The following is a 21,883-nucleotide window of genomic DNA, read 5'->3' as shown; positions in this document are numbered from 1 at the left end:
TAAAGCATGACCCGCTTGACGGCTAGCGCCGTCGGAGACCCTTGCAATGCCTGATCAAGATGTACGCTTGCAACACCTGAATGTTTGGCTCGATGAACAATTGGCGACCCTTTTTGCCGAGCAGGGCTGGGGCGCCGTCCCCCCGGCCACGTTGACTGCGGCCAGCAGCGACGCGAGCTTTCGGCGGTATTTTCGCTGGGAAGGCGGTGGCAAAAGTTTCATTGTGATGGACGCGCCGCCGCCCCAGGAAAACTGCAAACCCTTCGTGGATATCGCCTTTTTGCTGGCCAAATCCGGAATAAATGTGCCGAAAATTTATGCCGAAGACCTCGAGCGCGGTTTTCTTTTGCTCAATGACCTGGGCAACAAGACCTATCTGGACGTCATCGACAACGAAAACGCCGACGATTTGTTCAAGGATGCCCTGCAGGCGTTGCTGGCTTTCCAGCAGTTGCCGATGGTTGCGCCATTGCCGAGCTATGACGTGGCCTTGCTGCGTCGTGAGCTGGAACTGTTCCCTGAGTGGTACGTGAAGCGCGAATTGGGCATAGAATTCGACGCGGCGCAGCAAGTGCTCTGGCAGCAGGTCAGCGAACTGTTGATCGACAGTGCCCTGGCACAGCCAAAAGTCCTGGTGCATCGTGACTACATGCCGCGCAACCTGATGCTCAGCGAGCCCAATCCCGGTGTGCTGGATTTCCAGGATGCGGTGTACGGCCCGGTGACCTACGATGTGACCTGCCTGTTCAAGGATGCGTTTCTCAGCTGGCCCGAGGCGCGCGTGAACGGCTGGCTTGAAAACTACTGGCAGCAAGCAAGCGCCCTCGGCATTGCGGTGCAACCCGAGTTCGAGGACTTCCTGCGGGCCAGCGATTTGATGGGTGTGCAACGCCATCTGAAAGTCATCGGCATTTTTGCGCGCATCTGCCATCGCGACGGCAAACCGCGTTATCTGGGCGATGTGCCACGTTTCTTTGCGTACATAGAAGCGGTGATTGCTCGCCGTCCTGAACTGGCCGAGCTGGATGTGTTGCTGGCCAGTCTGCGCGCCGGAGTGAAAGCATGAAGGCAATGATTCTGGCAGCGGGCAAAGGCGAGCGCATGCGCCCGCTGACCCTGGCCACGCCAAAACCTCTGGTTCGTGCAGGCGGCGTGCCGCTGATCGAATATCACCTGCGAGCACTGGCCGCGGCCGGGTTCACCGACATCGTGATCAATCACGCCTGGCTCGGTCAGCAGATCGAAGACTATCTGGGCGATGGTTCGAATTATGGCGTGAGCATCCAGTACTCGGCGGAAGGTGAGCCCCTGGAAACCGGCGGCGGGATTTTCCGCGCATTGCCGTTGCTGGGGGATGAAGCGTTTGTGGTGGTCAATGGTGACATCTGGACCGATTACGACTTCAGCGTGCTGCATCAACCCATCAACGGCCTGGCGCACCTGGTGCTGGTCAGCAACCCGCCCCATCATCCGGCCGGGGACTTCTGCCTGGTCGAAACTCTGGTGCACGACCGTCAGCCGGAATCAGCCACCCTGACTTACAGCGGCATCGCCGTGTTGCATCCGCAGTTGTTCGACGGTTGCACCGCGGGGGCCTTCAAGCTCGCGCCGCTGTTGCGCAAGGCCATGGCTGACGGTCAAGTGACTGGCGAACAGCTGAATGGGCACTGGGTCGATGTCGGCACTCACGAGCGTCTGGCCGAAGTTGAAACATTAATCGAAGCGAGCCGCTGACATGTTGTGGCCAGGGACTCTGATTGGAGCCGGAGCAGGCTTTGCCATAGCCAGTATTCCGGGGGCCTTGCTTGGCGCGTTGTTGGGGCAGGCGCTGGACCGGCGCTTGCACCTGCAGAGCTGGGGGCATTTGTGGGAAAAGCTGGGCGGTCGCCCGGTGTTGCGTAACGATGAATTGCTATTTGTCCTGTTGGGGCGCCTGGCCAAGTGCGACGGCCAGGTGATGGCCGGGCACATCGATCAGGCCCGAGCGGAAATGCGTGCGCTGGACATGTCCGAGCCGGCCCGGCGTCGTGCGATAGCCGCGTTCAATCGCGGCAAGTCAGGCCGCGACCAGCTACGTGGTTATCTGCGTCGCCTGAGTGCCCAGCCCCATGCGGCGGAAGGCGTGTTGCGCGCCTGCTGGCGAATGGTCTGGGCCGATGGTCGTGCCGGCAGCAGTGAGCGTGAGTTGATCGGCCAATGGGGCCAGTGGCTGGGCTGGACGCCGCGCCAGGTACAGGCGTTGGCCCATGACTATGAGCCGCAGAAGCGGCCATTGGGCAGCAGCGTGCCAAGTTATCAGGAAGCGTTAAGGCTTTTGGGGGTGTCGGCCACCACTGAACCGGCGCAGATCAAGCGTGCCTATCGGCGTCTGCTCAGTCGCCATCATCCGGACAAGATTGCCGGCAGTGGCGCGACGGCGTTGCAGGTGCGTGAGGCTACCGAGCGAACGCGTGAGCTGCATAACGCCTACACGCTGATTCGGGAGCGGCGGGATTTTCGCTAGTAAGGAAGGTTTGCGTTGTTTGTGGCGGCCCCATCGCGAGCAGGCTCGCTCCCACAGGGGATCTTCTAACGCTGGAGATCTGATGTGGGAGCGAGCCTGCTCGCGATGAAGGCGCCTCGGTCTATCAGTCAACCGGGTTCTGCGGATTCAACCAACCCCGCACCCGACGGAACAATTGCTCCTGTTCAGCCTTGGTATCCGGTAACGCCTTGAGTGCGACCTGGTTGAATGCCGATGACTTCAGGCGTTTGCTGGCCTGCAGGCGCTCCAGTGCTGCGTCGCGATCCAGCGCTTTGTCCTTGTAGAAAATATCCGCGGTCGGCAGTTTCAGGGTCGGGGTCAGCTCTGCCAGCCCGGGTGTGGCTGCCACAGGTGTCCGGGCGGCAACCATTACCAGTTTTTCGACTTGCGACGGCTGCTTCTCGCTCAGGTAACGCGTGGCCCAATAGGCGCCGGAACCATGCCCCAACACCACGATACTGCGGGCGCTTTGCTGTTCGGCGAAGGCGATCGCGGCGTCGATCCGGGCGAAGATGCGCTCGGCATCTGCCTTGGACTGTTCCTCAGTGGTCTCGGCAATGGCCTTGTCGGCCACGTCGGCCTCGCCACCGGCCACTTGTTCGATGGGGGCCGCGGTGGTCGAGTCTTTGCTGCCGGTTTCGGGGGCCTTGGGAGCCGGCGCTGCTTCCACGACTCGTGGCGCAATGGCATCGCTTTGCAGGTCCGGCAAGGTGATACTCAGGCTGCTCCACTCGGTGTCCGGCAGTTTGCGCCGTAAAGGGCCAACCGCTTGCGGCCAGTCAACGGTTTCGCCGGTGCCGGGGATGATAATCACCGTACCTTTGGGGCCGGCGGTATTGGCAGGTTTCCACAATGCCAGAAACGTGTCGGTGCCCACTTGCAGTTGTTGCTGTTCCTGAGCCGGGATTTTTCGCTCAAGTGCAGTCGCTTCTTCCTTACTACGCTCAGGCAACGGCTGACGCTCGAGTGGTTTTTCTTCGGCGGTTTTTTCTGCTGCAGCAGGCGCCGGGTCGGCCGCCTCGACGGAAAAAACGCATGGCAGGATCAGCGACAGGCACAATGCTGGCAGTGCCAGGCGGTAGACAGGGGGCATTGGATATTCCAGGCCAGAAGTTGTTCCGGCAGCCTAATGGGTTGGTCAGTATTTGTCAGTGTGTGAGAGTTCAATGATGCGTTTACGCTGCCTGTGGGTTATCGGCTGTTTGTGGTTTCCCTTGATGGGTTGGGCGGCGGCCATGCCCCCGGAGCACGTTGCCCAGTTGACCCCGAAACAACAACACTGGCTGGCGCAGCAGGACGAGTTGCGGGTCGGCGTGGTGTTGCAGGCGCCCTATGCGCAATATGATCGCCGCTTGCAGCGTCTGTCCGGGGTGAATGTCGACTTGATGAAGTGGCTGGCAAAGACCCTCAACGTCGAACTGAGCTGGCGTAACTTTCCCGACCTTGAACAACTGGAGGCGGCTGCACGCGAGGGCGAAATCGACATCGCCCCGGGGCTGACCCAAACCCCTGGCGGATTACGCCTCTGGCAGTTTTCCGACCCTTACATGCGAGTGCCGCAACTGGTGGTCAGCGACCAGAAAAGCGCCGGCGCTGTCGAGCTGGAAAAGCTCGATAGCCAGACCCGCGTCGCCGTGCGCATGCCCAGCGCCATCGCCGATTACCTGCGTAGCAACTATCCGCACCTGAATCTGCAAGGCGTCCCGATGGAGCGTCAGGCATTGCAATTACTGACTGGCCAGCAGGCGGGTTATGCGGTGGTTGATGAGGCGCAATTGGGACGCTTGTCGGTCGAGACGGAGTTCGCGGGGTTGGTGGTGGTGGGGGATGTCGGCCTGCCGCAGCTGCTGCGGGTGGCCACGCGCCGCGACAAGCCGGAACTGGCGGGCATCGTCGAAAGCGCATTGCGGGCGATCCCGGCCAAGGATCTGGAGCAACTGCACAATCAATGGCTGCAGCCCAAGTATCCACGGCTCTCCGAGTCTCCGGGCTTTTGGCAGAACCTCTGCCTGTTGCTGGCTGTGCTGACGTTAAGCTGCATGGCCATCGTGTTCTGGCAGCGTCGCCAGCAACACAACCTGGAACAGCGCCTGCTGGCCGCGCAGGAAGACATCGCCTTGCGCGCCGCCAGCGAAGAGGCGTTACAGCTCACCCAGTTTTCCATCGACCAGAGCACTGTCGGCATCCTCTGGGTCAACTGGGACAGCCATGTGCGCTACGCCAACCGCGCGGCGGAAAGCATGCTGGGCTATCCGGCCGGAGGGATCATCGATCGACCCCTGATCGACTTCGAGCCTGGCCTGCACATGGACCGTTGGCTGAACCTGTGGAAGCGCGCCCGGGCCAGTGAAGACGGCCCGCAAAGTTTCGAATCCAATTGCGTGCGGGCCGATGGCAGCATCCTGCCGGCCGATGTCTCGTTGAGCTTTCTGCGCTTTCGCGATGGCGAATACCTGGTGGTTTACCTCAACGACGTCACCGAGCGGCGCCGCGCCCTGGCCGCCTTGCAGGAAAGCGAGGCGCGGCTGCAAGGCATCGCCGCCAATGTTCCGGGGCTGGTATTCCGCCTGGAGCGGGCGCCGGTGACCGGTCAGATCGACTTTGCCTACATCAGCGAAGGCAGCGAAAGCCTGGTGGGTTATTCGCCGGCCACGCTGGCGCATCGCGACAAAGGCCTGCGCAGCCTCGTGCATCCGGATGACAAGGCCAGCTATCACCAGACCCAGGATCATGCGCTGGATACCGACAGCGACTGGTCGTGGCAAGGTCGAATTCTCACGCGCCAGGGCGAACAGCGCTGGGCAGAAATCAAGGCCATCACCCGCCGGCTGGAAGACGGAGCCTATGTCTGGGACGGTATCGTCTGGGACATCAGCGAGAGCAAGCGCATCGAGCTTGAACTGGCCAGCTCCCGGGAACAACTGCGTGAGTTGTCCGCGCACCTGGAAAGCGTGCGCGAAGAAGAAAAGGCGCGCATCGCCCGGGAAGTTCACGATGAGCTGGGTCAGATGCTGACCGTGCTCAAGCTGGAAACCTCCATGTGTGAACTGGCTTACGCGCAACTCGATCCAGGCCTTAATGAGCGCCTGGGCAGCATGAAGCGCCTGATCGCTCAACTCTTCCAATTGGTTCGCGACGTGGCGACTGCATTGCGCCCACCGATTCTCGATGCGGGTATTGCCTCGGCCATCGAATGGCAGGCCCGACGGTTTGAGGCGCGCACGCAGATCCCGTGTCTGGTGCAAGTGCCGGACAATCTTCCGGTGCTCAGCGACGCCAAGGCTATCGGCCTGTTCCGGATCCTTCAGGAAGCGCTGACCAATGTCATGCGCCACGCCCAGGCGCATACTGTTGAACTGACGCTGGCGCTGGAAGGCGACGAGTTGTGTCTGACGGTCAGCGATGACGGTGTAGGATTTGTCGCCGCGCTTGGCAGGCCAGCGTCCTTTGGGATCGTCGGAATGCGTGAGCGGGTATTGATCATGGGTGGTGAGTTATCCCTTGAGAGTGAACCGGGTGAAGGCACGACCCTGAGTGTGCGCGTGCCGCTGGACCGCCGACAGTCGTAATCAATGAGGAGGGGCAAGTGATTCGTGTACTGGTAGCCGAAGACCACACCATCGTTCGCGAAGGCATCAAGCAGTTGATCGGCCTGGCCAAGGACTTGCTGGTGGTGGGGGAGGCGAGCAATGGCGAGCAGTTGCTCGACACCTTGCGTCATGTGCCCTGCGAAGTGGTGTTGCTGGACATCTCCATGCCAGGTGTCAACGGTCTGGAAGCGATTCCGCGGATTCGCGCCCTGAATAATCCGCCGGCGATCCTGGTGTTGTCGATGCACGATGAAGCGCAAATGGCCGCCCGTGCGTTGAAGGTAGGCGCTGCCGGTTATGCGACCAAGGACAGCGACCCGGCGCTGTTGCTGACGGCCATTCGCAAAGTGGCGTCGGGCGGGCGTTATATCGACCCGGAACTGGCAGACCGCATGGTCTTCGAGGTCGGCCTGACCGACTCGCGTCCTTTGCATTCGCTGCTCTCCGAGCGCGAATTTTCTGTGTTCGAACGCTTGGCCCAGGGCGCCAACGTCAACGATATCGCTCAGCAACTGGCGCTGAGCAGCAAAACCATCAGCACCCACAAGGCGCGGCTGATGCAGAAACTCAACATCACCTCGTTGGCGGAACTGGTGAAGTATGCGATGGAGCACAAACTCCTCTAAACAACACCGCAATCAAAACTGTAGGAGTGAGCCTGCTCGCGATCGCGGTGGATCAGTCAATGCAATGTTGACTGACAGGACGCCATCGCAAGCAGGCTCACTCCTACAAGGGATCTCCGTCTGGTTTGGGATGGCTGGCATATCCAATAGCGACAGCCGTTTTGCTAGTTTTTACGGCTTGAAGCTCGACACTTGTAGCTGCCTTGTCCATTTGCGCCATCCTTGTAGGGCAATCCCTACCCAAAGCCTTCCATCCTGCTGAGGCGAATCTCTCTTGCCCCCCGATTTGCGTGGTCCCCAGTGTCCACTAGGCTTATTCCCACAGCAGTCATCAATAACAAAGGTGTGGGTATGAGCCAGGTCGATTCAAGCGCAGGGGCCAATGATGTTCTGGTCAGCTTTCGTGGAGTGCAGAAGAGCTACGACGGCGAGAACCTGATCGTCAAAGACCTCAACCTGGACATTCGCAAAGGCGAATTCCTCACGTTGCTCGGGCCGTCCGGTTCCGGCAAGACCACCAGCCTGATGATGCTCGCCGGTTTCGAAACGCCGACCGCGGGCGAAATCCTGTTGGCCGGGCGCGCCATCAACAACGTGCCGCCGCACAAGCGCGACATCGGCATGGTGTTCCAGAACTACGCATTGTTCCCGCACATGACGGTGGCCGAGAACCTGGCGTTCCCGCTGACCGTACGCGGCATGAACAAGAGCGACGTCAGTGCCCGGGTCAAGCGGGTCCTGAGCATGGTCCAGCTCGATGCCTTCGCCCAACGCTACCCGGCGCAGCTCTCCGGTGGTCAGCAACAGCGTGTGGCATTGGCCCGCGCACTGGTGTTCGAGCCGCAATTGGTGCTGATGGACGAACCCCTCGGCGCACTCGACAAACAACTGCGTGAACACATGCAGATGGAGATCAAGCACCTGCACCAGCGCCTGGGCGTCACCGTGGTCTACGTGACCCACGATCAGGGCGAAGCCTTGACCATGTCCGACCGTGTGGCGGTGTTCCACCAGGGCGAAATCCAGCAGATCGCGCCGCCGCGCACCCTCTACGAAGAGCCAAAGAACACCTTCGTCGCCAACTTCATCGGCGAGAACAACCGCCTCAATGGCCGCCTGCACAGCCAAACCGGCGACCGTTGCATTGTCGAGCTCGGACGCGGTGAAAAGGTCGAAGCCCTGGCGGTTAACGTCGGCCAGACCGGTGAGCCGGTGACCCTGTCCATTCGTCCGGAGCGAGTGAGCCTCAATGGCTCCAGCGACCAATGCGTCAACCGCTTCTCCGGGCGAGTCGAAGAATTCATCTATCTGGGCGACCACGTCCGGGTGCGCATGGAAGTCTGCGGCAAGACCGACTTCTTCGTGAAACAGCCGATTGCCGAGCTTGATCCATCGCTCGCCGTCGGTGACGTGGTACCGCTTGGCTGGCAGGTCGAACACGTTCGCGCGCTCGACCCTCTTCTAGAGGCGAATTGATCGCCCCGCAATACCAACACCAACCCTGCACGTGGAGAGAACAATAAATGTTGAGATCCCTGAAATTCACCGCTTTGGCACTGGGCATGATGGGCGCGGCACACGCAATGGCGGCCGGCCCGGACCTGACCGTGGTGTCCTTTGGCGGCGCGAACAAGGCGGCTCAGGTCAAAGCCTTCTACGCACCGTGGGAAGCGGCAGGCAACGGCAAGATCGTGGCCGGCGAGTACAACGGCGAAATGGCCAAGGTCAAGGCCATGGTCGACACCAAAAGCGTGTCCTGGGATCTGGTAGAGGTTGAGTCGCCGGAACTGTCCCGTGGTTGCGACGAAGACATGTTCGAGCAGCTCGATCCGAAGTTGTTCGGCAAGAACGAAGACTACGTCAAGGGCGCCATCCAGCCTTGCGGCGTGGGTTTCTTCGTGTGGTCGACCGTGCTGGCCTACAACGCCGACAAGCTGAAAAGCGCACCGACCAGTTGGGTGGATTTCTGGGACACCAAGCAGTTCCCGGGCAAGCGTGGCCTGCGTAAAGGCGCCAAGTACACCCTGGAATTCGCACTGATGGCCGACGGCGTTGCGCCGAAAGACGTCTACAAAGTGCTGGCCGGTAAAGACGGTCAGGACCGCGCGTTCAAGAAGCTCGATGAGCTCAAGCCGAACATCCAGTGGTGGGAAGCCGGCGCACAACCGCCGCAATACCTCGCTTCCGGTGACGTGGTCATGAGCTCGGCCTACAACGGCCGGATCGCTGCCGTGCAGAAAGAAAGCAACCTGAAAGTGGTGTGGAACGGCGGCATCTACGACTTCGACGCATGGGCCATTCCAAAAGGCCTGGACAAGGCGCGTGCCGAAGCGGCGAAGAAGTTCATCGCTTACTCGGTGATGCCACAACAGCAGAAGACCTACTCGGAAAACATCGCCTACGGCCCGGCCAACATCCAAGCCGTACCGTTGCTGTCCAAGGATGTCCTGAAAGACATGCCGACCACCCCGGAAAACATCGCCAACCAGGTGCAGATCGACGTCAGCTTCTGGGCTGACAACGGCGAGCAACTGGAACAGCGCTTCAACGCCTGGGCTGCCAAGTAAGACCGCACCGCGGGCTTACGCTGTAGGAGCGAGCTTGCTCGCGAAAGCGGTGGGTCAATCAACATGGATGTTGAATGTGATGGCCTCATCGCGAGCAAGCTCGCTCCTACAAGTTGCGGTGTTTCAACACAACAGGGGCGGTTCGCCGCCTCTGTAACGATCAAAGATTCCCGGAGTACGTCATGGCTATCGCCGTTCCCCTGAACGAGGGCACCAGCCCCACCTTGAAGCAGCGGCTCAAGCACGCCGAGCGGGTCAACCGCTGGAAGGCCCAGGCGTTGATCGCGCCGCTGGTGCTGTTTCTGTTGCTGGTGTTCCTGGTGCCGATCGTGGCGCTGCTCTACAAAAGCGTTGGCAACCCGGAAGTGGTCGGCGGCATGCCGCGCACCGTGACCGCCATCGCCAGTTGGGACGGCCGCGGCCTGCCCGCTGAACCAGTTTACAAAGCGGCGGCCGAAGATCTCGCCGACGCTCGCAAGAACCAGACCCTGGGCGATTTGTCCAAGCGCCTGAACATGGAACTGGCCGGCTACCGCAGCCTGCTGACCAAAACCGCCCGCGCCTTGCCGCTCGCCACTGAGCCGGCTTCTTATAAAGAAGCGCTGGAAGGTCTCGATGAACGTTGGGGCGACCCGGCCTACTGGCAAGCGGTACGCCGCAACACCAGCAGCATCACCCCGTATTACCTGCTGGCGGCCGTCGATCATCGCATCGACGACCTCGGCGAAATCGCTCCGGCCACCCCGGATCAGGCGATCTACCTCGACATCTTCGCCCGCACCTTCTGGATGGGCCTGATCATCACCGTGATCTGCCTGGTGCTGGCATACCCCTTGGCTTACCTGCTGGCGAACCTGCCGTCACGGCAGAGCAACCTGCTGATGATTCTGGTGCTGTTGCCGTTCTGGACCTCGATCCTGGTGCGGGTCGCGGCGTGGATCGTATTGCTGCAATCGGGTGGCCTGATCAACAGCGGCCTGATGGCCATGGGCATCATCGATAAGCCGATCGAGCTGGTGTTCAACCGCGTCGGTGTCTACATCTCGATGGTGCACATCCTGCTGCCGTTCATGATCCTGCCGATCTACAGCGTGATGAAAGGCATCTCGCCGACCTATATGCGTGCCGCGATTTCCCTCGGCTGCCATCCGTTCGCCAGTTTCTGGCGGGTGTACTTCCCGCAGACCTATGCCGGTGTCGGCGCCGGATGCCTGTTGGTGTTCATCCTCGCCATCGGCTACTACATCACCCCGGCATTGCTGGGCAGCCCGAACGATCAGATGGTCAGCTATTTCGTCGCCTTCTACACCAACACCAGCATCAACTGGGGCATGGCGACCGCACTCGGTGGATTGTTGCTGCTGGCGACTGTGGTGCTTTATCTGATTTACAGCTGGCTGGTGGGCGCCAGCCGCCTGCGCCTGAGCTAAGGGGAGAACGAAATGCTGAGTCCTTATATGTCGCCCATCGAACGGGTGTGGTTCTACAGCTTGCGGATTCTCTGCGGCTTGATTCTGTTGTTCCTGATCCTGCCGGTACTGGTGATCATTCCGCTGTCGTTCAACTCGGGGAGTTTTCTGGTCTATCCGCTGCAAGGCTTTTCGCTGCACTGGTACCAGGACTTCTTTGCCTCGGCTGAATGGATGCGTTCGTTGAAGAACAGCATCATCGTGGCCCCGGCAGCGACGGTACTGGCGATGATCTTCGGCACGCTGGCGGCGATCGGCCTGACCCGAGGCGATTTCCCGGGCAAGCCGCTGGTGATGGCGCTAGTGATTTCGCCGATGGTGGTGCCGGTGGTGATCATTGGTGTGGCCAGTTACCTGACCTTCGCTCCACTGGGATTTGGCAACAGCTACACCTCGCTGATCGTCGTGCATGCCGTGCTCGGTGTGCCGTTTGTGATCATCACAGTGTCGGCGACCTTGCAGGGGTTCAACCAGAACCTGGTACGGGCCGCGGCAAGCCTGGGCGCTTCGCCGTTGACCACGTTCCGCCGGGTGACCTTGCCGCTGATCGCTCCGGGCGTGATCTCGGGGGCGCTGTTTGCCTTTGCGACTTCGTTCGATGAGGTGGTGGTGACGCTGTTCCTCGCCGGCCCTGAACAAGCGACCCTGCCACGGCAGATGTTCAGCGGCATCCGCGAAAACCTCAGCCCGACCATCGCTGCCGCCGCGACGCTGCTGATTGCCTTCTCGGTGATCCTGCTGCTGACTCTGGAATGGCTGCGCGGTCGTAGCGAGAAACTGCGTACGGCGCAGGTCTGACGCGGTCCATTGTAGGAGCTGCCGAAGGCTGCGATCTATTGAAGTTGATTTTCAAAATCAAAAGATCGCAGCCTTCGGCAGCTCCTACGGTCATTCATGACCTGAATGGAAGACAACCCGCAATCCCCAGCTACTATTGTGCCCAGCTCCCCTACCTATAAGAGGCTGCGCACATGAGTCTTTCCTCTTTCAAAATCGCTCACAAGCTGATCACCGGCGCAGGTGCCATTGAGCAACTGGCCGCCGAGCTGACACGCCTGGACATCGACAACCCGCTGATCGTCACCGACGCCGCCCTGGTCAAGTCCGGCACGGTAGAACTGGCACTGGCGCAGTTGGGCGAACGCAGTTACGAGATTTTCGACCGGGTACTGCCAGACCCGGAAATCGCCATCGTCGAAGATTGCATGCGTGCCTATCGCGACGGTGGGCATGACGGCTTGATCGGCCTGGGCGGCGGCAGTGCCATCGACATTGCCAAGAGCGTGGCGGCCTATGCCGGTTACCACGGCGCGCTGGAGGATCTGTTCGGTATCGATCAGGTCCCGCGCAAGGGCCCGCCGCTGATTGCCATCCCGACCACCGCCGGCACCGGCTCGGAAGTGACCAACGTCGCCATCCTTTCCGACAAGGTCGCGCAACTGAAGAAGGGCATTGTCAGCGACTACCTGTTGCCGGATGTGGCGCTGGTCAGTCCGCAAATGACCCTGACCTGTCCGCGCAGCGTCACGGCGGCCAGCGGCGTCGATGCGCTGGTGCACGCTATCGAGTCCTATCTGTCGGTCAACGCCTCGCCGATTACCGATGCGTTGGCCATCGGCGCCATCAAGTTGATCGCCAAGGCTTTGCCCAAGGCCTACGCCAACCCGTCGAACCTGCAAGCCCGGGAAGACATGGCCACTGCCAGCCTGATGGCCGGGATGGCGTTCGGCAATGCCGGGGTCGGCGCGGTGCATGCGCTGGCGTATTCGCTGGGCGGGCGTTTCAACATTGCCCATGGGGTCAGTAATGCCTTGCTACTGCCCCATGTCATGACCTGGAACAAGATGGCCTGCATCGAACGCATGCAGGATATCGCCGAGGCCATGGGTGTGAAGACCGCTCATTTGAGCATCAACGAAGCGGCCGACAAAGCCGTGCAAGCCATGAGCGAGCTGTGTGCAGCCGTGGAAATTCCTCAGGGCCTGCGCAGTTTCGGTGTGCCCGAGGACGCCATCCCGTCCATGGCCGTGGAAGCGGCGGGGATCGAGCGCTTGATGCGCAACAATCCGCGCAAATTGAGTGCCACCGATATCGAAAAGATCTATCGCGCGGCGTATTAGGGCTTCTGCCGTTGATGGATGATGGCAAGGTCCAATCATCGCGCTCACGGTGCGCACGTCAAAGCATGAGGTATACAATGCGCGCCATCGTGATTCTGCTCAGAAAAGGTGCGTCATGCAGCCCTTCGTAATTGCTCCGTCGATTCTCTCCGCCGACTTCGCCCGCCTGGGTGAAGAAGTGGACAATGTCCTGGCCGCCGGCGCTGACTTCGTGCACTTCGATGTCATGGACAACCACTACGTGCCCAACCTGACCATCGGCCCGATGGTCTGCGCGGCACTGCGCAAGTACGGCGTGACCGCGCCGATCGACGCGCACCTGATGGTCAGCCCGGTGGACCGCATCGTCGGCGACTTCATCGAAGCCGGCGCTACTTACATCACCTTCCACCCGGAAGCCACCCAGCACATCGACCGCTCCCTGCAATTGATCCGCGAAGGCGGCTGCAAGTCGGGACTGGTGTTCAACCCGGCGACCCCGCTGGATGTGCTCAAGTACGTCATGGACAAGGTCGACATGATCCTGTTGATGAGCGTCAACCCGGGCTTCGGCGGGCAGAAGTTCATCCCCGGCACCCTCGACAAGCTGCGTGAAGTGCGGGCGCTGATCGATGCCTCCGGCCGCGACATTCGCCTGGAAATCGACGGTGGCGTGAACGTGAACAACATCCGCGAAATCGCAGCGGCCGGTGCCGACACCTTCGTCGCCGGCTCGGCCATCTTCAATGCGCCGAACTATCAGGAAGTCATCGACAAGATGCGTTCCGAACTGGCGCTGGCTCGCCCATGAGTGGCTTTGAGCAGTTGTTCCCGGGGCAACTGCCGCGGCTGGTGATGTTCGATCTGGACGGTACCTTGATCGACTCGGTCCCGGACCTGGCAGTGGCTGTGGACAAGATGCTGCTCAAACTCGGTCGTAAGCCCGCCGGTCTGGAAGCAGTACGCGAATGGGTCGGCAACGGCGCGCCGGTATTGGTGCGTCGTGCGCTGGCTGGCGCTATCGATCATTCGGCGGTCGATAACCACGAGGCCGAACGGGCGCTGGAGTATTTCATGCAGGCTTATGGCGAGAGCCATGAGTTGACGGTGGTGTATCCCGGTGTGCGCGACTTCCTCAAGTGGCTGCAAAAGCAGGGCGTCGAGATGGCACTGATCACCAACAAGCCGGAGCGTTTCGTCGCGCCGCTGCTGGATCAGATGAAAATCGGTCGTTACTTCCGCTGGATCATCGGCGGCGACACCCTGCCACAGAAAAAACCCGATCCGGCCGCGCTGTTTTTCGTGATGAAAATGGCCAACATTCCGGCTTCGCAGTCGTTGTTTGTCGGCGATTCGCGCAGCGATGTGCTGGCGGCGAAAGCGGCGGGGGTCAAGTGCGTGGCCCTGAGCTACGGCTATAACCACGGTCGGCCAATTGCCGAAGAGTCGCCGGCGCTGGTGATCGACGACCTGCGCAAACTAATTCCCGGTTGCCTGGATCCGGCCGCTGAGATAACGTTGGCCGACGCTGTCAAACCCCCTTCTGGAAACGCCATCGTGGTGGTCACTCGCAAACTCTGGATGAAAGTCATCAAGGCCCTGGCCCGCTGGCGTTGGCGCGCCTGACTTGATTCTGGCCGGTTATCCGGCGCGTTTGCATACCTGACTGTTCGACCCTCAAGCCACGAGGCACCTCATGATCCGCGAAGAATTCCTGCGTTTGGCCGCTGCCGGCTACAACCGCATCCCGCTTGCCTGCGAAACCCTGGCCGACTTCGACACGCCGCTGTCGATCTACCTGAAGCTGGCCGACGAGCCCAATTCCTACTTGCTGGAGTCCGTACAGGGCGGCGAGAAGTGGGGCCGTTACTCGATCATCGGCTTGCCGTGCCGCACCGTGCTGCGGGTTCACGATCATCACGTCAGTGTGACCGTCGATGGCGTCGAGACCGAAAGCCACGATGTGGAAGACCCGCTGGCCTTCGTCGAAACCTTCAAGGCCCGCTACAACGTGCCGACCATTGCCGGCCTGCCGCGCTTCAACGGCGGCCTGGTGGGCTACTTCGGTTACGACTGCGTGCGTTACGTGGAAAAGCGTCTGGGCAAGTGCCCGAACCCGGATCCGCTGGGCGTGCCGGACATTCTGCTGATGGTTTCCGACGCGGTGGTGGTGTTCGATAACCTGGCCGGCAAGATGCACGCCATCGTCTTGGCCGACCCGGCGCAGGAAGACGCCTTCGAACAAGGTCGCGCACGCCTGGAAGAGCTGCTGGAAAAACTCCGTCAGCCGATCACCCCACGCCGTGGCCTGGACTTCAGCAAACAACAATCGGCTGACCCGGTATTCCGCTCCAGCTTCACCCAGGACGATTACGAAAAAGCCGTCGACACCATCAAGGAATACATTCTGGCCGGTGACTGCATGCAGGTCGTGCCGTCCCAGCGCATGTCGATCGACTTCAAGGCGGCGCCGATCGATCTGTACCGCGCGCTGCGCTGCTTCAACCCGACGCCTTACATGTACTTCTTCAACTTCGGCGACTTCCACGTCGTCGGCAGTTCTCCGGAAGTGCTGGTGCGGGTCGAAGACAACCTGATCACCGTGCGCCCGATTGCCGGCACCCGTCCGCGGGGCGCCAACGAAGAGGCCGACCTGGCGCTGGAAAAAGACCTGCTGTCGGACGACAAGGAAATCGCCGAACACTTGATGCTGATCGACCTCGGTCGCAACGACACCGGTCGCGTATCGGAAATCGGTTCGGTGAAGCTCACCGAGAAGATGGTCATCGAGCGATACTCCAACGTGATGCACATCGTGTCCAACGTCACCGGGCAACTGAAAGCAGGGCTGACGGCCATGGACGCACTGCGAGCGATTCTGCCGGCGGGCACCTTGTCCGGCGCACCGAAGATTCGCGCAATGGAAATCATCGACGAACTGGAGCCGGTCAAGCGTGGCGTCTACGGCGGTGCGGTCGGTTACTTTGCCTGGAACGGCAACATGGACACCGCCATTGCGATCCGCACGGCGGTGATCAAGAACGGCGAACTGCACGTGCAGGCCGGTGGCGGCATTGTGGCTGACTCGGTGCCGGCGCTGGAATGGGAAGAAACCCTGAACAAGCGTCGCGCGATGTTCCGCGCCGTTGCCCTGGCCGAACAAACCCCGAAAGCCTGATTTCACGCAAAACCCTGTAGGAGCGAGCTTGCTCCGGGCGGCGTTCCGACGATGGGGCCATCACTGCCACATTGATGTTGTCTGACCCACCGCTATCGCGAGCAAGCTCGCTCCTACAGGGGTTACACCACCATAAAAAAACGCGGCGCCTGTGAGGGTGCCGCGTTTTTTATTGCCTGCACATCAGAAGTCCAGCGCAACACCTAGGTTGATGCCCTGTTGGGTGAAATCGTCGTCCTTGCGAATACTGTAGCTGGCGCGCAATGCCAGGTCCTTGGTGAGGTTGTGGCTCACCCCAAGGTTCACACGTTGCAAATGACTTTGCGGGGTGTAGCCTTCCAGCGTGAACTGATTGTTCGGCAGGCTGTTGAGGTTGATACCCACGTCCTGAGTGTCGTCGTTGTACTCACGCTCGATTGCCGCTTCGCCGAAAACCTGGGTTTGCGGGGTGATCTGGTATTTGCCCTGCAGGCCAGCGCCCAGACGCCGGGAAATACGCTCCTGATCGGCGAAAGTCAGCGCCGTGGAATTGTTGCCGTCCTCCGAGTAACCGTCGACTTGTACCTTGGAGAAGTCGGCGCTGACAAACGGAGACAGGTGCCAGGGGCTGCTGGCTTGTTGCGCAATGTCGTAACCCACGCGTGCGCTGAAGGCTTCGACGTAGCCGCTGGTATCGCCTTTTTCGCCGCGTTCGTTGACGCCCAGCTGGAATTTACGCTTGAGGCTATCGTAATCCAGATGCCCGGCCGTCAACGCCGCATCAGCCCACACACGGTTTTGCTGGTACTGGGCGAATGCCGTGCCCAGGTAAGTGTTGAGCTTGTAGTCGGAATCGTTGTTGCCGGCTTCGAGTTTCTGGTTATAGAAACCGGCCACCAGGCCGACACGCCAGGCATCGTCGAGACGATAGCTGCCACCAATGTTCAGGTTGGCTCCGTTACCGTCGGCGCTTGCCACGCTGTCCTGACCGTCAAAGTCCTGATGCTGTCCGCCGCCGGAAACAATGGCTCGCCATTGGCCGACGCCTTGCCAGTTTTCCCAATCGGCCAGCCACTGATTGCGCAATTCATCCTGATGCGCACGCACGGTGCCCTGGGCCATTTCCGGCAGCAAGGTCAGCTCCCACGGCGCCGCCAGTAGGGAATAGGCGTAATCGGCAATCAGGCGCTGCCCGGCTTCGGTGGGGTGCACCGAGTCGTTGTAGATCAGCTTGGTCGGGTCCGGCGTGGCGCTGTTGATGCCGTAGCGGGCGTTCTCGGTGCAGCCGTTGCCGCTGAAGCAGGTGGCGATGAGGTTCTGGTCGGTGGCCAGGCCAAACTGTGCCGGGTTGGCGAACGTCTCTTTGAGCAGTACCGGAATGTTGAGCGGGATGACTTCGGCATTGATGTTTTGCAGTCGGCTTACCAGTTCAGTGTTGAACTGGGCGCTGAGTTGGGACGTGAACGCTTGCAGCGGGGTGCCGTTGAACGCCGGGGTAAAGCCGATATCGGGCAGCAACCAGACCATGACGTACTTGGCGCCGGCGGTTTGCAGCGTCTGCACGCTGTCGGCCAGGCGGTCGGCGGCGGCACTGGCCTGGGGCAGACTGGTGACTCGACCTTGCAGGAAGTCGTTACCGCCGCCCGACAGGTAATACAGTGCGTTCGGGTCGGCACGGAAGTTATTGGATGGAAGATAGCCGGCCCGGGTGCGTTCGCCGGTGGCGGAGGTGCTGGTAATCGAATCAAGAATCTGGTCGGTACGGTAGCCGCCTACAGCCCAGTTGTTACCATCAGGCAGGCCTTCGTTGGCGCGAACTGCTGAAGCAGAGGATGCCGTCTGGTCTGGTGAAAACCCCAGTTTTCCGCCCAGAATCTGCGTGGCGTTGAGCGAGCGGACTTCGCCGCTGCCATCCAGGTACACCGGCCCCGTCCGGTTGGTGAAGCGCTGCGTCGCCCCGGCAGGCCCGCCCGTGTCGGCAAAGGTCCCAGCGTCGTTGAGGCTGTCCCCGAAGACAATGAAACTTGTATAAGGATTAGGTGCGGCGTTCGCCTGGGCGCATGCGATCGCGAGCAAGCATCCTGCGAGTGGTACAAACAACGACTGTTTGATCATGAGCAAGTCCGTTTATTTATTGTTGTAGTGAACGAAACGACAGTACCAAAAACTTTCGGCCTTTTGCCATCTGTCGCGAAGCCTTTGATAGTTTCGCGGGCAGCACCCCCGGCGATATTGCGCGCTCTGCCCAGCTAAGTTACTGTGCCGGAACGTACGAACGAGACCTTCCCCGTGTTGATCATCAGTAAACTCCTGGATCAAGTCATCAAGGCACACGCCCGCTGGCGTTGGCGCGCCTGAATTCTTTTGCCGGCCTTGCCGGACCTGTATCGCTTTGCCTTCTTTACCTGTTTGAAATGCCGCTTTGCTGGCGCTGCTCCAGCACCAGACAAAGCGCAGCGCTCTGCGGGTAAATCATTCGAAGGCCATCTTAAAAGTCAGTGAATTCAAGAGGTTCTAAACGCCATGTTGCTGATGATCGATAACTACGACTCCTTTACCTACAACGTTGTGCAGTACCTGGGCGAGCTCGGCTCCCAAGTCAAGGTCGTGCGCAACGATGAACTGACCATCGCTGAAATCGAAGCCCTCAACCCTGAGCGCATCGTTGTGTCCCCCGGTCCTTGCACGCCGACCGAAGCCGGCATCTCGATTGAAGCGATCAAGCATTTCGCCGGCAAACTGCCGATTCTTGGCGTCTGCCTCGGCCACCAGTCCATCGGCCAGGCTTTTGGTGGTGATGTGGTGCGCGCCCGCCAAGTGATGCACGGTAAGACTAGCCCGGTATTTCACGAGGACAAGGGTGTATTCGAGGGCCTGAATCGTCCGCTGACGGTCACGCGCTATCATTCATTGATCGTCAAGCGCGAAACCCTGCCAGATTGTCTGGAACTGACCGCCTGGACCCAGCTCGAAGACGGCTCGGTCGACGAGATCATGGGCCTGCGTCACAAGACGCTGAACATCGAGGGCGTGCAGTTTCACCCTGAGTCGATCCTCACCGAACAGGGCCACGAACTGTTCGCCAACTTCCTCAAACAAACCGGCGGCACGCGCTAAGGACTTTTCATGAATATCAAGACAGCCCTGAGCCGAATCGTCGATCACCTCGACCTCAGCACCGATGAAATGCGCGATGTCATGCGCGAAATCATGACCGGGCAATGCTCCGACGCGCAGATCGGCGCGTTCATGATGGCCATGCGCATGAAGAGCGAAAGCATCGACGAGATCGTCGGCGCGGTGTCGGTGATGCGCGAGCTGGCGGACAAAGTCGAACTCAAGACACTCGACGGTGTGGTCGATGTGGTCGGCACCGGCGGCGACGGCGCCAATATCTTCAACGTGTCGACCGCTGCTGCGTTCGTGGTTTCCGCTGCTGGCTGCACCGTGGCCAAGCACGGCAACCGTGCAGTCTCGGGCAAGAGCGGCAGTGCCGATCTGCTGGAGGCGGCCGGTATCTACCTGAACCTGACACCGGTGCAAGTGGCGCGCTGCATTGACAACGTTGGTATTGGTTTCATGTTTGCCCAGACCCATCACTCTGCGATGAAATACGCTGCAAGCCCGCGCCGCGAACTGGGTCTGCGGACCTTGTTCAACATGCTCGGCCCGCTTACGAATCCGGCCGGTGTGAAGCATCAAGTGGTGGGCGTGTTCACCCAGGCATTGTGCCGGCCGCTGGCGGAAGTGTTGCAGCGTCTGGGCAGCAAGCATGTGCTGGTGGTGCATTCGAAGGATGGCCTGGATGAGTTCAGCCTGGCAGCACCGACCTTCGTGGCAGAGCTGAAAAACGACCAGATCACCGAGTATTGGGTCGAGCCGGAAGACCTGGGCATGAAGAGCCAGAGCTTGCATGGCCTGGCGGTGGATAGCCCGGCGGCGTCCCTGGAACTGATTCGCGATGCCCTGGGCAAGCGCAAGACCGAGAACGGTCAGAAAGCGGCCGAGATGATCATGCTCAATGCCGGTGCTGCGCTGTACGCAGCCGACCATGCCAGCAGTTTGAAAGAGGGAGTTGCACTTGCGCACGATGCGCTGCACACCGGCCTCGCTCGGGAAAAGCTCGAGGAGCTGGGTGCGTTTACCGCGGTATTCAAAGTGGAGAATGAGGGATGAGTGTACCGACGGTTCTGCAAAAGATTCTGGCGCGCAAGGTCGAGGAAGTCGCCGAGCGCAGCGCTCGCGTCAGCCTCGCCGAGCTGGAAAGTCTGGCCAAGACGGCCGATGCACCCCGTGGTTTTGCCAAGGCCTTGCTGGCTCAGGCCAAGCTGAAGCAGCCGGCAGTCATTGCCGAAATCAAAAAAGCCTCGCCGAGCAAAGGTGTGATCCGCGAGAACTTCGTTCCCGCCGACATCGCCAGAAGCTACGAGAAGGGCGGCGCGACCTGCCTGTCGGTACTCACCGACATCGACTACTTCCAGGGCGCGGATGCGTACCTGCAACAGGCCCGCGCGGCGTGCCAGCTGCCGGTGATCCGCAAGGACTTCATGATCGATCCATACCAGATCGTCGAAGCCCGTGCCTTGGGTGCCGACTGCGTGCTGTTGATCGTTTCCGCGCTGGATGACGTGAAAATGGCCGAACTGGCGGCCGTGGCCAAAAGCGTCAACCTCGATGTGCTGGTGGAAGTCCACGACGGCGACGAGTTGGAGCGGGCCTTGAAAACCCTCGACACTCCACTGGTTGGCGTGAACAACCGCAATCTGCACACCTTCGATGTCAGCCTGGAAACCACCCTCGACCTGTTGCCGCGTATTCCGCGCGATCGTCTGGTCATCACCGAGAGCGGCATTCTCAACCGCGCCGATGTCGAACTGATGGAAATCAGCGACGTCTACGCGTTCCTGGTCGGCGAAGCGTTCATGCGCGCCGAAAGCCCGGGTACCGAGTTGCAGCGTCTGTTCTTCCCTGAGCGCGGCGTGTCGGTCAGCGGTTCGACACTCGACTGATTACTCGCAGATCGAGTCGACCCCATCGCGAGCAGGCTCGCTCCCACAAGGGATTTGCTAATGTCAAAGATCCAATGTGTGCGAGCCTGCTCGCGATGACGGCATAAGATGCACCTCAGGCTGAATGTCTTACGGATTACCTCATGACCCCAATCTCCCTCACCATCGAAGCCGGCCTACAAGCCGAGCAGGATCTGTTGGCCTCGGTCTGCGCCGGCGACGCGGAGTTCGGCCTGCTGTTCTGGCAGCCGAGCGATCGGGCGTTGGTCATGCCGCGGCGTTTGAACCGCTTGGCGGGTTTCGAGGTGGCATGTGAAGTGTCGGCGGCGGCCGGTTGGCCAGTGCTGTTGCGTGAAACCGGTGGCGAGCCAGTGCCGCAATCGGCCTCAACGATCAACATCGCATTGGTATATGCGCCGCCGCGCAGCGAAGGGGATCTGAATCGCATCGAAACCGGTTACCACCGTTTGTGCGATCCGATTTGTCAGTTGCTGGATGAGTTAGGTGGCACTTCGTCCCTGGGTGAAATCGAAGGCGCCTTCTGTGACGGTCGCTTCAACGTCAACCTCGATGGTCGCAAGATGGTCGGCACCGCCCAGCGCTGGCGCCAGAGTCAGGGTGGGCAGCGTCCGGTAGGACTGGTGCATGGGGCGTTGCTGCTGGATAACGAGCGAGAGTCTATGGTCGCCGCGGTCAATCGTTTCAACGAGGCCTGCGGTCTGGAGCAACGCGTACGCGCCGAAAGCCACATCGCGCTGCATGAGAAGTTCGCGGCGCACGATGCCCTGGCGCGCCTCGACTATCTCTACCGGTTGGTGCTGGTGCAGATGTTCAGCGGCTAG

General features: G+C 60.5%; 19 protein-coding genes. 17 read left to right on the top strand and 2 right to left on the bottom strand.

Annotation, left to right across the window (positions count from 1 at the left end; genetic code table 11):
* The first annotated feature begins 46 nt into the window (after positions 1 to 46).
* Genes AC1DWG_RS20480 through AC1DWG_RS20470 form a run of 3 tightly spaced genes read left to right on the top strand, consistent with a single transcriptional unit; the run spans position 47 to position 2,503 of the window.
* Positions 47 to 1,066 (top strand): aminoglycoside phosphotransferase family protein, encoded by a 1,020-nt coding sequence (locus AC1DWG_RS20480; protein WP_477756437.1) that lies wholly within the window; start codon positions 47 to 49, stop codon positions 1,064 to 1,066.
* Positions 1,063 to 1,734, top strand: a complete 672-nt coding sequence (murU, locus tag AC1DWG_RS20475) for an N-acetylmuramate alpha-1-phosphate uridylyltransferase MurU (protein WP_477762841.1) — start codon at positions 1,063 to 1,065, stop codon at positions 1,732 to 1,734. The genes AC1DWG_RS20480 and murU overlap by 4 nt, the downstream gene beginning before the upstream one ends.
* A 1-nt stretch (position 1,735) precedes the next feature.
* Entirely contained in the window at positions 1,736 to 2,503 is a 768-nt protein-coding gene (locus AC1DWG_RS20470; protein WP_477762840.1) for a TerB family tellurite resistance protein, read from the top strand.
* Between the two features lie 124 nt (positions 2,504 to 2,627).
* On the opposite strand, the gene AC1DWG_RS20465 is transcribed toward AC1DWG_RS20470, so the two are convergent.
* Positions 2,628 to 3,617, bottom strand: coding sequence for an alpha/beta hydrolase family protein (locus AC1DWG_RS20465; RefSeq protein ID WP_477788275.1), 990 nt, complete (start codon positions 3,615 to 3,617; stop codon positions 2,628 to 2,630).
* A gap of 73 nt (positions 3,618 to 3,690) precedes the next feature.
* On the opposite strand from AC1DWG_RS20465, the gene AC1DWG_RS20460 reads away from it, so the two are divergent.
* From AC1DWG_RS20460 to trpE, 10 genes are all read left to right on the top strand, one after another.
* Positions 3,691 to 6,093 carry a PAS domain-containing sensor histidine kinase gene (locus AC1DWG_RS20460; RefSeq protein ID WP_477759781.1) on the top strand — a complete coding sequence of 801 codons (2,403 nt, stop codon included), beginning with the start codon at positions 3,691 to 3,693 and terminating at the stop codon, positions 6,091 to 6,093.
* Between the two features lie 17 nt (positions 6,094 to 6,110).
* Positions 6,111 to 6,740, top strand: coding sequence for a response regulator (locus AC1DWG_RS20455; protein ID WP_008051638.1), 630 nt, complete (start codon positions 6,111 to 6,113; stop codon positions 6,738 to 6,740).
* Positions 6,741 to 7,091: 351 nt separating this feature from the next.
* Positions 7,092 to 8,216, top strand: a complete 1,125-nt coding sequence (locus tag AC1DWG_RS20450) for an ABC transporter ATP-binding protein (protein WP_008051639.1) — start codon at positions 7,092 to 7,094, stop codon at positions 8,214 to 8,216.
* 47 nt (positions 8,217 to 8,263) lie between these two features.
* On the top strand, positions 8,264 to 9,307 hold the full coding sequence (locus tag AC1DWG_RS20445) for an ABC transporter substrate-binding protein (RefSeq protein WP_477762838.1): 1,044 nt from the start codon (positions 8,264 to 8,266) through the stop codon (positions 9,305 to 9,307).
* 182 nt (positions 9,308 to 9,489) lie between these two features.
* Positions 9,490 to 10,737 carry an ABC transporter permease gene (locus tag AC1DWG_RS20440; protein ID WP_108216892.1) on the top strand — a complete coding sequence of 416 codons (1,248 nt, stop codon included), beginning with the start codon at positions 9,490 to 9,492 and terminating at the stop codon, positions 10,735 to 10,737.
* Between the two features lie 12 nt (positions 10,738 to 10,749).
* Positions 10,750 to 11,574 (top strand): ABC transporter permease, encoded by an 825-nt coding sequence (locus AC1DWG_RS20435; RefSeq protein ID WP_046039496.1) that lies wholly within the window; start codon positions 10,750 to 10,752, stop codon positions 11,572 to 11,574.
* 173 nt (positions 11,575 to 11,747) lie between these two features.
* Positions 11,748 to 12,896: an iron-containing alcohol dehydrogenase gene (locus AC1DWG_RS20430; RefSeq protein ID WP_477762837.1), complete on the top strand. Its 1,149-nt coding sequence runs from the start codon at positions 11,748 to 11,750 to the stop codon at positions 12,894 to 12,896.
* 115 nt (positions 12,897 to 13,011) lie between these two features.
* Positions 13,012 to 13,686, top strand: coding sequence for a ribulose-phosphate 3-epimerase (gene rpe, locus AC1DWG_RS20425; RefSeq protein WP_477755507.1), 675 nt, complete (start codon positions 13,012 to 13,014; stop codon positions 13,684 to 13,686).
* Positions 13,683 to 14,501, top strand: a complete 819-nt coding sequence (locus tag AC1DWG_RS20420; protein WP_007986028.1) for a phosphoglycolate phosphatase — start codon at positions 13,683 to 13,685, stop codon at positions 14,499 to 14,501. Before rpe ends, AC1DWG_RS20420 begins: the two co-directional genes overlap by 4 nt.
* A 70-nt stretch (positions 14,502 to 14,571) precedes the next feature.
* Positions 14,572 to 16,053 carry an anthranilate synthase component I gene (trpE, locus tag AC1DWG_RS20415; protein WP_477762835.1) on the top strand — a complete coding sequence of 494 codons (1,482 nt, stop codon included), beginning with the start codon at positions 14,572 to 14,574 and terminating at the stop codon, positions 16,051 to 16,053.
* 183 nt (positions 16,054 to 16,236) lie between these two features.
* Here trpE and estP read toward each other — a convergent pair whose 3' ends face one another.
* Positions 16,237 to 18,147, bottom strand: a complete 1,911-nt coding sequence (gene estP / locus AC1DWG_RS20410) for an esterase EstP (protein WP_477759779.1) — start codon at positions 18,145 to 18,147, stop codon at positions 16,237 to 16,239.
* Between the two features lie 408 nt (positions 18,148 to 18,555).
* Here estP and AC1DWG_RS20405 point away from each other — a divergent pair, with 408 nt between their 5' ends.
* From AC1DWG_RS20405 to AC1DWG_RS20390, 4 genes are all read left to right on the top strand, one after another.
* Positions 18,556 to 19,149, top strand: a complete 594-nt coding sequence (locus AC1DWG_RS20405) for an aminodeoxychorismate/anthranilate synthase component II (protein WP_007906885.1) — start codon at positions 18,556 to 18,558, stop codon at positions 19,147 to 19,149.
* 9 nt (positions 19,150 to 19,158) lie between these two features.
* Entirely contained in the window at positions 19,159 to 20,208 is a 1,050-nt protein-coding gene (gene trpD, locus AC1DWG_RS20400; RefSeq protein ID WP_223548332.1) for an anthranilate phosphoribosyltransferase, read from the top strand.
* Positions 20,205 to 21,041 carry an indole-3-glycerol phosphate synthase TrpC gene (gene trpC, locus AC1DWG_RS20395; RefSeq protein ID WP_477788274.1) on the top strand — a complete coding sequence of 279 codons (837 nt, stop codon included), beginning with the start codon at positions 20,205 to 20,207 and terminating at the stop codon, positions 21,039 to 21,041. The genes trpD and trpC overlap by 4 nt, the downstream gene beginning before the upstream one ends.
* Positions 21,042 to 21,184: 143 nt before the next feature.
* Positions 21,185 to 21,883 (top strand): lipoate--protein ligase family protein, encoded by a 699-nt coding sequence (locus AC1DWG_RS20390; protein ID WP_477762833.1) that lies wholly within the window; start codon positions 21,185 to 21,187, stop codon positions 21,881 to 21,883.

It is taken from the genome of Pseudomonas sp. P4_B3 (assembly GCF_056402295.1).
This window is presented reverse-complemented; position numbering and strand designations above follow the sequence as displayed.

Coding starts and splice junctions, on each gene's coding strand:
- AC1DWG_RS20480 (WP_477756437.1), top strand. CDS start 47: ATGCCTGATCAAGATGTACGCTTGCAACACCTGAATGTTTGGCTCGAT.
- murU (WP_477762841.1), top strand. CDS start 1,063: ATGAAGGCAATGATTCTGGCAGCGGGCAAAGGCGAGCGCATGCGCCCG.
- AC1DWG_RS20470 (WP_477762840.1), top strand. CDS start 1,736: ATGTTGTGGCCAGGGACTCTGATTGGAGCCGGAGCAGGCTTTGCCATA.
- AC1DWG_RS20465 (WP_477788275.1), bottom strand. CDS start 3,617: ATGCCCCCTGTCTACCGCCTGGCACTGCCAGCATTGTGCCTGTCGCTG.
- AC1DWG_RS20460 (WP_477759781.1), top strand. CDS start 3,691: ATGATGCGTTTACGCTGCCTGTGGGTTATCGGCTGTTTGTGGTTTCCC.
- AC1DWG_RS20450 (WP_008051639.1), top strand. CDS start 7,092: ATGAGCCAGGTCGATTCAAGCGCAGGGGCCAATGATGTTCTGGTCAGC.
- AC1DWG_RS20445 (WP_477762838.1), top strand. CDS start 8,264: ATGTTGAGATCCCTGAAATTCACCGCTTTGGCACTGGGCATGATGGGC.
- AC1DWG_RS20440 (WP_108216892.1), top strand. CDS start 9,490: ATGGCTATCGCCGTTCCCCTGAACGAGGGCACCAGCCCCACCTTGAAG.
- AC1DWG_RS20435 (WP_046039496.1), top strand. CDS start 10,750: ATGCTGAGTCCTTATATGTCGCCCATCGAACGGGTGTGGTTCTACAGC.
- AC1DWG_RS20430 (WP_477762837.1), top strand. CDS start 11,748: ATGAGTCTTTCCTCTTTCAAAATCGCTCACAAGCTGATCACCGGCGCA.
- rpe (WP_477755507.1), top strand. CDS start 13,012: ATGCAGCCCTTCGTAATTGCTCCGTCGATTCTCTCCGCCGACTTCGCC.
- AC1DWG_RS20420 (WP_007986028.1), top strand. CDS start 13,683: ATGAGTGGCTTTGAGCAGTTGTTCCCGGGGCAACTGCCGCGGCTGGTG.
- trpE (WP_477762835.1), top strand. CDS start 14,572: ATGATCCGCGAAGAATTCCTGCGTTTGGCCGCTGCCGGCTACAACCGC.
- estP (WP_477759779.1), bottom strand. CDS start 18,147: ATGATCAAACAGTCGTTGTTTGTACCACTCGCAGGATGCTTGCTCGCG.
- AC1DWG_RS20405 (WP_007906885.1), top strand. CDS start 18,556: ATGTTGCTGATGATCGATAACTACGACTCCTTTACCTACAACGTTGTG.
- trpD (WP_223548332.1), top strand. CDS start 19,159: ATGAATATCAAGACAGCCCTGAGCCGAATCGTCGATCACCTCGACCTC.
- trpC (WP_477788274.1), top strand. CDS start 20,205: ATGAGTGTACCGACGGTTCTGCAAAAGATTCTGGCGCGCAAGGTCGAG.
- AC1DWG_RS20390 (WP_477762833.1), top strand. CDS start 21,185: ATGACCCCAATCTCCCTCACCATCGAAGCCGGCCTACAAGCCGAGCAG.